We start from the raw sequence: 10,701 nt of genomic DNA on the forward strand, positions 1-10,701 counted from the left end.
AGGCGACCCTGCGCCTTACGGTCCTCTGGACTACCCTCGGTCGGTCGCGAGCCTAAGGTCTCGCTCCACTCCCTCGGCGCTTAGCGCGAAGGGGAGAAAAGCGCGCAGTTCAACCATTGCGCAAACAAAGTAATAGCAGCTGGTTTGCACGGTATGCAGTTCGTAGGGCGCAATCCCCGTCGCGTGCGAATCTATGATTCGCTCAGCAAAGGGCATTGCGCCGCATCTGCCTCCTGGCCCGATCAGACCACCCCAACACCTTGAGCGACTTCCAGCCACTCATTCAGCAAGCTGCCAAGCGCCGCAACATGCGGCAATGACAGCATGGTCACGTGGTTGCCCGATATCTGCAGGTGCTCCAGCGTGCCCACATACCGACGCCACCCATCGATGCGCTGCTGCGTCTGCAGCGCATCCCCTTCCTGGGCGCTGATGAACTGCACCGCCCCGGCGAAATGCCCGCTGGGTGCATAGCGGGTTGCCAGATTGGCATCCATCACCTGCACCACGCCGTCCAGAATCTTCTTCTGCGTTTTCGGATAGAAAATGCCGGCTTTCACCAAGGCTTGATGCAGCAAGGCGATCTGCTGCTCCGCGCTCAGCCCGACAAAGTGCCGCGCCGTCAGTGCCAAAGGTTGATCCAGCCGCATCTCGTACAGCTCGATCAGCTTCAGCAAAGTCGGGATTCGACCGTGCGGCCGAGCCGCGTCATCTGCATCGTTGGGCGCACGGCTATCGACGATGACGAGGTTAGCTACCAGCTCGCCTTGTGCGACCAGCAGCAAGGCCAGCTCGAAGGCGATCCAGCCGCCAAAGGAATGGCCGAGCAAATGATAGGGGCCGTGCGGCTGCACTTCCCGAATGGCATGCAAGTACGCCTGGGCTGCGCTGGCGACATCGGCATAAGGCGCCAGCTCGCCATCGAGGCCACGCGCCTGCATGCCATGCATCGGAATGTGCACCGACAGCGTTTGCGACAATTCATAGAAGCTGGAGACGCTGGCCCCGGCCCCCGGAATGCAAAACAGCGGCGTAACGCCAGATGCACCGCTATGAATGGTGACGCGCGGTTGATAGGCGTGTAGGGCGGTTTCGTCGGGATTCAATCGATGCATTGTCATTTCGAATAGGTCTGCGGCGCTTTGAATAACACGGATTGATCCACCTGCTTCACATCGGTGATGCCACAGAGGCTCATCGTGATTTCCAGTTCTTTGTGGATGATTTCCAGGCTTCGGGATACACCGGCTTCGCCCATTGCCCCTAAGCCGTAAATGAAGGCGCGACCGATATAAACGCCTTTGGCACCCAGCGCGAGTGCCTTGAGGACGTCCTGCCCGGAGCGAATGCCGCTATCCAGATGGATTTCCATTTCATGGCCTACCGCCTGGACAATGCCCGGCAGCGCGGCAATGGAGGAGGGCGCGCCATCGAGCTGGCGGCCGCCGTGGTTGGATACGACGATGGCGTCGACACCATGCCGGGTAGCCAGTCGCGCATCTTCCGCATCCAGAATGCCTTTCACGATCAACTTGCCGTGCCAGCGCTGGCGAATCCACCGGATGTCATTCCAGCTAACGGATTGGTCGAGCTGCTGCGCCGTCCATTGCAATAACGACGCCGTATCCGACACCTCAGGGACATGCCCGACGATATTGCCGAAACTGTGGCGCTTGGTGCCCAGCATGCCAGTCCACCAGCGGGTTTTATGCGCTACGTTGAGCAGATTGCGCAGGGATAGCTTGATCGGGACCGAAAGGCCGTTTTTCAGATCCTTGTTGCGTTGTCCCATCATCGGCAAATCGAGGGTCACGACCAGCGCCGAGCAGCCGGCGGCTTCAGCGCGTGCGATCAAGCGGCTTGTGAAGTCCCGGTCTTTCATGATGTACAGCTGAAACCAGAACGGCTTGGTGGTACGGGCGGCGATATCCTCGATGGCGCAGATACTCATCGTGGACAAGGTAAACGGCACGCCAAATTGCTCTGCCGCCTTGGCCGCGAGGATTTCACCATCGGCATGCACCATGCCGGTCAGACCGACCGGGGCGAGTGCCACCGGCATGGTCACATCCTGACCCACCATCTGCGTCTGTAACGATCGGTTGGCGACGTTGATGCCGACGCGTTGCCGCAGCTGGATGCCTGCAAAATCATCCCGATTGGCGCGATAGGTGGATTCGGACCAGGAGCCGGAATCGACATAGTCGTAGAAGATGCGCGGTACCCTTTTTTGGGCGAGGACGCGCAAGTCCTCGATGTTGGTGATGATGGCCATCCTTTTGTCCTAAAAGGCTTTTTTATGCGCCTGCGGCGCGGTTTTAAAAGCGTTACAGCGCGTTCCGCCGCGCGGACGGGGAAAGGACTTTGTCTCGCCAAAGCCCCCTCCACTCCAAAGGCGACCCCCGCTGGGCGGCTCTGGCTGAACGAAGCAAAACTTCGCACGCCACAGGCTTCCCTCAGTCGGTCGTGAGCCTGGGGTCTCACTCCGCTCCTTCGGCGCTTAGCGAAAGGGGGGAGAAAACCGCTCGGCGTAACCATTACGGAAATAACGACGGCACCTGTTTGCGAAGTCTGTTGTTTCGTAGGGCGCAATCCCCGTCGCGTGCGAATCTATGATTCGCTCAGCAAAGGGCATTGCGCCGCATCTGTTCGCGGAACCGACTTCTCAAAAAATCGTGAACAGACCCTTATCGCCCAACCGCGCCCGTCGCCAAACGATCCTTGATGAAAGCGGCAAATCGTTGCACGCCGTCCTCGATCAATGCCGGTGTGATATTGCTGTAGGCCATGCGCACGCGGTAATCCTGTTTTTCATCCAGCGCAAAATAAGACAAAGGCATCACCAGCACTTTGTATTCCTTCGCGCAGCATTCCGCCTCTTGCCGCTTGAATTCAAAGGGCAGGGTGATGTTCAGGAAGAAACCACCGGTTGGCGTATTCCACGTGATCTGATCGGCGTAATCCGCAAAGGCGGCCTGCAGGCAATGGATCAGCGCATCCCGATTGCGGCGGTAGATGGATACGACAGGCGCAACCAGCTGCGCGACGCTGCACCCCTCGGCCAATAGCAAGCCACCTGCAATCGCTTGCGTGATCTGGCTGGTATTGACCGCAGCAAAACTCTTGGCTTGCGACAAGCGCCCCAACAACGCTGCCGCAGCGGCTTTACTGCCGAACAAGTGCGCCGGAACCACCACGAAGCCAATCCGCAACGTCGGGCAGATGGTCTTCGAATAAGTACCCAGGTAAACCACACAGCCCTGCGTATCGAGCGCCTGCATCGGTTGAATGCGCTCACCCTCGAAGCGGAACATGCCGTAGGGGTTGTCTTCCAGCACCACAATCCGCTTCGCCGCGCAGAACGCAATCACGTCTTCCCGTGTCTGGCGCGACAGCACTTCGCCGGTGGGATTGTCGAAGTCTGGTACGAGGTACAACACCCGTGGGCATTTGCCTTGCTGCTCCAGTTCTCGCACCTTTTCCTGCAGCGCCGGCAGCAGCAGCGCCTCGGAATCGGCGGTAAAAGCGGCCAGTCGTACCCCGTTCAGCTCTGCCGCGCCGGTGATGCCGATGTAGGTCGGGCTGCGTACCAGCACCACGTCGTCCGCGTCCCGGCACAAGACCTTCACGCACAAATCCATCGCTTCCTGGCACCCGGCGGTGATGAGGACTTGGCTGCTGGCGCACTCGATGCCTTCGTCGGTACCCACCTGACGGGCGATCAACTCATTGATGACCCCGTTGGTGCGGCCATATTGCGCCAGTTGATTCATGGCCCGAGCAAAGTCGATTTGCTGGCGATCCGCGTAGTAATGCACGAATTCGGGGATGCGCTTTATCCAGTGCTCCAGGTCGAAAAACTGTTCGCTGGGCCGCCCGGAAACAAACGAGATGGCGTCGGGAAAGTCATTCGCCATCTCATTGAGGAAATTCATCACATCCAGGCGGGACGATTCGATCGAAACCTCGGCCGGGGGTGCCAGCGTGTTCATGGTGCGCGCTTCCTTCATCAACAATTCTGTTCGTGGCTCAGCTTGGTCGAGACGTGCTCAGTACGCGCCCGATTTTTCAAGCTGTGCAAAGAGTTCGGTCACATTCTCTTCGAGAAACCCTTGTTCGCCGCTGCGCTCGATGAATTCAAAGCTCAGCCCGGTGTTCGAATCGCGGCTTGAAAACACCTGCTTGAGCCCGGCGCCGTTGATGACCGTCGTATCGAACTCCATGCCCTGATCGCTTAATTGCCGGGCGGTTTCCTCGACGTCATCCACGGCTAGGGCAATGTGCGCCACGCCGGGGCCGAAATTCTCGATCAATCGCGAAACCTGCGATTCCGGCTCGGTGCCTTGGCACAACACGAACTTGATGCCGTTTTGCTCGATTTCGGCCGATACCATGCCGGTTCGTTGTCCGGCGATGACGCGGCGGCGAATAAGATCAAAACCGAGCACATTGACGAAGTAATCGATCGCGGCATCCAGATCCTTTACCGCAAAGGCAATGTGGTCGATCTTCTTGAATTGGGTTTTTCCATGCGACTTCTCTTTCTCAAACATCGGATCATTCCTCCAGGCACATGGTGCGTATCTTTATATTGGCCAGACGCATTGCCTGGCGGGTCGGTGACGAAATCGGTGTGTTCAAGTTCGCATCAAATCCGCGATCAAGTCATTCGCAATCCAGCGGCAAAATGCGGGATGCTTAATTCAAGCCTCGGCACTGCATTCGCCAAACCATCCCCCTTGGTGACACGGGTCTGGTCGGGTTGGATGAGCCAAGCTTGCGTAGAGGGGCAAGCCGTGCTGTCGGTGGTCATGGTGTCTCTATTTTGTTCGTAAGCTAATACCAGCGGACCCAGCCACGTGAGGCCTTTCCTATGTGCCGGAAGTGCTACCGAATGGGCTGTATGCCGCAAGCAGCGGTGCTTCCATGCTTGATTACGTGCCAAACGCTGGCCGTGTCAGCGAACGAATCATATGCACGCTTGTTCGGGAAGATACCACTTGACGATGACAATAAGATACCACTTGACGATCATTTTCCGAGGCACTACTCTTTCCTGCGCCGCAAAAAAGGCGCATCAGAAAAATCATAAGAGATCGCTATCCGCGTGCCCGCTGGGTATTCCGCAATGACCTTCAACATATTTTCAACATATTGATCTTTGGCTGCAGTGTTTCATGCCCGGTTCGGGATTGTTACATTCCCGATTTTTGTTGCGGCCAGGTGTCAATTGACCAATGAATGCTTTTCTGTCGAGGCGCGTATTGCCTCGCGTGTTTCAAACGAGGTGTTGTTGCGCGAATCAGCGTCATTGATGTCAGGACGAAGTGCCAGATAACCCTTTCCCGTAGTTGATTGGCCAGGTCGATCCTTTGCTTATTAGTGGCTGTGCTTTTCTTGAATTGAGTGCCAGGAAGAGCAGGGTATTCATATGGCGGCGAATTCCTGCCGGGATCTGTTCTTAAACTTGCCAGACGAAATTTCCCGATGAATTTGTTTCTATACCTCTATCGGCAATCGCGATCCGCGCTTTTGCTGTCCATCATCGGTTCGCTCATCAGCGGTCTGGCAGGGGCATCGCTCGTGGGCATCATCAGCCGGGCGATTGATGGGGCGCAGCATCTTCCCGCGCTGGCTGGCCTGTTCTTCGGCATGTGCCTGGTGTTCCTGATTGCCAAGTCGGCATCGGAACTCCTGCTGCTGCACCTGACGCAAAACGCGATCCTGCGGCTACGCATCAGCCTGAGTACCAAGCTGCTCGCCACCCCGCTGTCCAAACTGCAGGAACTTGGCAAGCACGGTCTGCTGGCGGTGTTGACCAAGGACATCGATACCTTCGTGCAGGCTTTTCAGCTGGTTCCGCTGGTCTTTGGCAATGCCGTGCTGATCGCGGTTTGCCTCACTTATCTGGCCTGGCTGTCCTGGCCGCTCTTTCTCGTGTTGACGGCGTGCCTGTGCGTGGGCGGGTATGGCTTCCACCTGGCGGAGCGGCGACCGCTGCGGTTGATGACCAAGGTGCGCGATCAGGTCGATACGCTGTATCAGCACTTCAGAAGCCTGATCGATGGCAGCAAGGAGCTGCAGCTGAATGCGCAGCGCGGGCATGCGTTTGTCAGCGAGGTGATCGCGCCGGGCGCGGAATACTTCCGGCAGATCTTCACCCGGGGCATGACGAACTACACCTGGGTGCTCAACATCGGCGGCATCCTGTTCTATGTGGTGATCGGCGTCATGGTCTTTGTCACGCCGATCTGGCTGCCGTTGCCGCGTAGTCAGCTCATTACGGCCACCTTGATCCTGCTGTATTTGATCGGGCCGATCAGCGTGTTGCTGGGCTCCTTGCCGTCGCTGCGACAAGCCGGCATTGCGCTGCGGAAAATGCAGCGGCTGGATGGGGCGCTGGATGCGCCGACGGCTGGTGCCAACCGGCCCGATCTCCACGCTGATCCATTCTCCAGGGCCGTCCCGCTGCGGCTCGAACTGCAGAACGTGGTGCACCACTACCCCGGCGACGTGCAAGACAGCCGCTTCAAGCTCGGCCCACTGAACCTGACGATTCAGCAGGGCGAAATCGTCTTCATCATCGGCGGCAACGGCAGCGGCAAGACCACGCTGGCGATGCTGCTGGTGGGCTTATACGACATCGAGGCCGGGGCGATTCTGCTTAACGGCGTCCCGATGGATGCCAGCAACAACGCGTTTTATCGGCAGCGTTTTGCCGCGGTCTTTGCCGATTTCCATCTGTTCGAGCAATTGTTGACCGCCGGGCCGGAGGTCGCCGACAAGGCGAAACGCTACATCGACGCACTGGGCATCGGCCACAAGGTCACGGTGGTGGACGGCAAGTTCTCCACCGTCAATCTCTCTACCGGACAGCGCAAACGCCTGGCGCTGGTGTCCTCCTATCTGGAAGACCGCCCCATCTATCTCTTCGATGAATGGGCGGCCGATCAAGACCCAGCCTTCAAGCGCGTGTTCTACGCCGAGTTGCTGCCCGACCTGAAAGCACGCGGCAAGACCGTGATCGTCATCAGCCACGATGACGCCTATTTCGGCCACGCCGACCGAATCATCAAGCTGGAAGAAGGGCGCCTGAAAGAGCGCAGGCCCTCGCCGCATGCCTTCACAGAAGACGTCACCTCAAGCTGATCCGAGTAAAAACGACATGAACCAGTCATTGACACCCAGCCTGGCGACGCTGTTCGACGTCGTTCGATTCCGTGCCTCGCACTCGTCCGGCACGGCGGATCGCCCCGCCTTCACGTATTTGAATGACGGCGAGAACGTCAGCGGTGCATTGACTTACGCACAACTCGATCAGGCCGCGCAGAAACTGGCGGCGCGGCTGCAGCAGATCACCCGGCCCGGCGATCGGGTCATGCTGATTTACCCGCCCAGCCTCGATTACATCGTCGCGTTCTACGCCTGCGTGTATGCCGGCGTGATCGCCGTGCCGGCCTTGCCGCCAGCCAATGCCCGCACCTTGCCCCGGCTGCGTTTGATGGTGGAAGACGCGCAACCCGCCATAGCGCTCACCCTGGCCAGCATTAGCGCCAGCGTGGCAGAGATGGACAGCGCGGATGACGATGCGCTGCAGCAGCTGCGCTGGATCGCGACTGACGATGCGCATAATAAGGCGGTGGCGTGGGTGCCGCCCACCTTGCAGCCATCCGACATTGCCTTCCTGCAATACACCTCGGGCTCTACCGGCAACCCCAAGGGGGTCATGGTCAGCCACGGCAACGTCATTGCCAATGCCACGCTGGGCAAGGGCAGCTATGGCTTGGCAATGGGTGACGTCTTTGTCTCCTGGTTGCCGCCGCATCACGATTTCGGGCTGATTGGCGCGATCATCTTTCCGGTTTTCGTGGGCGGCCATAGCGTGCAGTTCCCGCCGGCCTCGTTCCTGATGCGGCCCTATCGCTGGCTGGAACTGATCTCGCGTTATCGCGGGCGCATCACGGGTGCGCCCAATTTTGCCTACCAGCTATGTGCCCAGCGGATCACGGAAGCACAAAAGCAGACGCTGGATCTGAGCAGTCTGGACATCGCCGTCAACGGCGCCGAACGCGTTCGCTATGAGGCGATCCAGCAATTCGCCGAGGCGTTCGCGAGCTGCGGCTTGCGGCCGGAAACCATGACGCCTTCGTACGGCATGGCGGAATCGGTGCTGCTGGTCAGCGCGAGCATGCGCAAGCTGCCCGGCCAGCTGCCGGGGGCGCGGCGCATCAGCAAATCCGCACTGGAATCGGGCCAGATCGAAGCATCTGCCGACTCGGTGGATGGCATCGATATCGTTTCTACCGGCACGACGCACGGCAGCGCACACCGCATCTTGATCGTTCAGCCCGAGGCATTGACCGAGCTGCCGGAAGCGCAGATCGGCGAGGTATGGGTCACCGGTGAATCGGTGGCGCGTGGTTACTGGGGGCAGGACGAAGCCAGCCGGCAAGCGGTCTTTGGCGGCAAGGTCGCCGGCTACCCGCAGAACTGGCTGAGGACTGGCGATCTGGGTTTCCTGAGTGATGGCGAGCTGTATATCACCGGCCGCCTCAAGGAAATGATGATTTTCAACGGCCGCAACGTCTATCCCCAAGACGTTGAGATCACGGTTGAACATGCCGATGCCGCCTTCCGTACCAACGGCTGCGCCGCATTCTCGCTGGAGGAGGGCGACACGACGCGCTTGGTGGTCGTGCAAGAGGTCGAGACCCGCAAGCAGCCCGACACCGCCAACCTGATCGGCAAATTACGCGCCGAACTCGCCGAACGCCACGACATCCTCGACCTGGCCGCTGTGCTGCTCGTCAAGCCGGGCCGCATTCCGCGCACATCGAGCGGAAAGATTCAGCGGGTGCGCTGCCGGCAGCTCTTTCTTGCCGACGAGTTCGAAGCAAGCTGGTCCTGGCGCGCCGCACACGAGGCGGATGCCGCTGCAGTCGCAGCTGAGCCGCAAACCGAGACCGAACGGCGCTTGCTGGATATCTGGCAGCAGCTATTTGATCGCCCCTCGCTCTCGACCACCGACAACTTCTTCCACCTGGGCGGCCACTCCTTGCTCGCCACGCAGCTGGTCGCCCGCGTGCGCACGGTCTTCGAGGTGGAACTGCCGCTGCGCACGCTGTTTCAGGCTTCGACCGTGGTGGCCTTGGCCGCCGAGATCGACCGCGCCGCAGCGCAATCCGGCTCGCTGTTGCCGCCGATTGCGCTGGTAACACGGGATGAGCCGCTGCAGTTGTCATGGGCGCAGCAACGGCTGTGGTTCCTGAATCAGCTCGATGCCAATGCGGGCGCGGCGTACCACATGCCGGCTGGCTTGCGGCTGCACGGCCAGCTGGATCGCGCTGCGTTACGGGCGACGCTGGATCGCATCGTGGCGCGGCATGAAGCGTTGCGGACTTGCTTCAAGTCGGATGGCGGTGAGGCGGTGCAAGTGATTGCGCCGGCCGATGTTGGTTTCAGCTTGGTGGAGCATGACCTACGCGTATTGACTGGCCCGGATCGATCCATTCGCGTTGAGCAACTCAGCCAAGCCGAAGCAGTGCAACCCTTTGATCTATCGACCGGTCCGCTGATTCGCGGCCAGTTGCTGCAGCTGGCCGATGACGAGCATCTGCTGCTGATCACCCAGCACCACATCATTTCGGATGGCTGGTCGATTGGCGTGCTGGTGCGGGAAGTGAGCGCGCTTTATACCGCCTTCCACCAAGGCCAAGCCGATCCGCTACCGCCACTCGCCATCCAGTACACCGACTACGCTGCCTGGCAACGCAGCTGGTTGCAGGGCGAGGTGCTACAAACCCAGGTCGATTTCTGGCAACAGCACCTGACTGGTGCACCAGCCTTACTCGATCTGCCAACCGATCGACCGCGCCCGGCAGTGCAAAGTTATGCCGGCGGCCAAGTGGCACTGAACTTGTCACCCGCGCTGACGAACAGCCTTAAACAATTGAGCCAACGCCACGGCACCACCTTGTTCATGACACTGCTGGCCGGCTGGTCAGTATTGCTGAGCCGCTGGAGCGGGCAGAACGATGTGGTTATCGGCACGCCAGTGGCAAACCGCCAGCGCAGCGAGCTGGAAGGCTTGATGGGCTTCTTCGTCAACACCCTGGCCTTGCGGGTGAAGCTGGACGGCAACCCTAAAGTGGATGAACTGCTGAGCCAGATCAAAGCCAGCACCATCGCCGCCTATGCGCATCAAGACCTGCCGTTCGAGCAGGTGGTGGAAGTGCTGCAACCGGCACGTAGCCTGAGCCACAGCCCCGTATTCCAGGTCATGCTGGCGCTGAACAACACACCCAACGATGGTGAGCTCAGTTTGCCGGGCTTGGTGCTGAACCCGGTGGAACAGACGAGCACGACAACGCAGTTCGACTTGTCGCTCTCGCTCACCGATACCGTGACGGGGCTGGTCGGCAGGCTGGACTACGCCAGCGACTTGTTCGACGCGCAAACCATCGAGCGATTGGCGGGGCATTTGGAAACGCTGTTCGCTGGCTTGATAGAAAACGATCAACAGCCGATTGACCAATTACCGCTGCTGTCGGCGTCAGAGCGCCAGCAAGTGCAGGTGGATTTCAATGCCACCGCAGTGGACTACCCGGCCGAGGCACTGATCCATCAGCTGTTTGAAGCCCAAGCGGCAGCGCAACCTGATGCCATCGCACTGGTGTGTGAAGACCAGACGCTGAGTTACGG

6 protein-coding genes are annotated in these 10,701 nt (G+C 59.5%); 2 read left to right on the top strand and 4 right to left on the bottom strand.

Going from position 1 to position 10,701, the window contains the following annotated elements:
- Positions 1–242: 242 nt before the first annotated feature.
- The 4 genes from BR41_RS20370 to BR41_RS20385 form a co-directional block, all read right to left on the bottom strand.
- Positions 243–1,115 (bottom strand): thioesterase domain-containing protein, encoded by an 873-nt coding sequence (locus BR41_RS20370; protein WP_035060863.1) that lies wholly within the window; start codon positions 1,113–1,115, stop codon positions 243–245.
- 2 nt (positions 1,116–1,117) lie between these two features.
- Positions 1,118–2,275 (bottom strand): alpha-hydroxy acid oxidase, encoded by a 1,158-nt coding sequence (locus BR41_RS20375; RefSeq protein ID WP_035060865.1) that lies wholly within the window; start codon positions 2,273–2,275, stop codon positions 1,118–1,120.
- A gap of 412 nt (positions 2,276–2,687) precedes the next feature.
- The gene (locus BR41_RS20380) at positions 2,688–3,992 is read right to left on the bottom strand and encodes an aminotransferase-like domain-containing protein (RefSeq protein WP_035060868.1); all 1,305 of its coding nucleotides are present in this window, start codon (positions 3,990–3,992) and stop codon (positions 2,688–2,690) included.
- A gap of 57 nt (positions 3,993–4,049) precedes the next feature.
- Positions 4,050–4,553, bottom strand: coding sequence for a VOC family protein (locus BR41_RS20385; protein WP_035060870.1), 504 nt, complete (start codon positions 4,551–4,553; stop codon positions 4,050–4,052).
- Between the two features lie 934 nt (positions 4,554–5,487).
- Here BR41_RS20385 and BR41_RS20390 point away from each other — a divergent pair.
- A complete protein-coding gene (locus tag BR41_RS20390; protein ID WP_035060873.1) occupies positions 5,488–7,149 on the top strand; it encodes a cyclic peptide export ABC transporter in 1,662 nt (553 codons plus the stop codon).
- Between the two features lie 16 nt (positions 7,150–7,165).
- A partial coding sequence (locus tag BR41_RS20395; RefSeq protein WP_035060891.1) for a condensation domain-containing protein occupies positions 7,166–10,701 on the top strand: 3,536 nt, incomplete at its 3' end.

This window comes from Andreprevotia chitinilytica DSM 18519 (assembly GCF_000711875.1).
Lineage (GTDB): Bacteria > Pseudomonadota > Gammaproteobacteria > Burkholderiales > Chitinibacteraceae > Andreprevotia > Andreprevotia chitinilytica.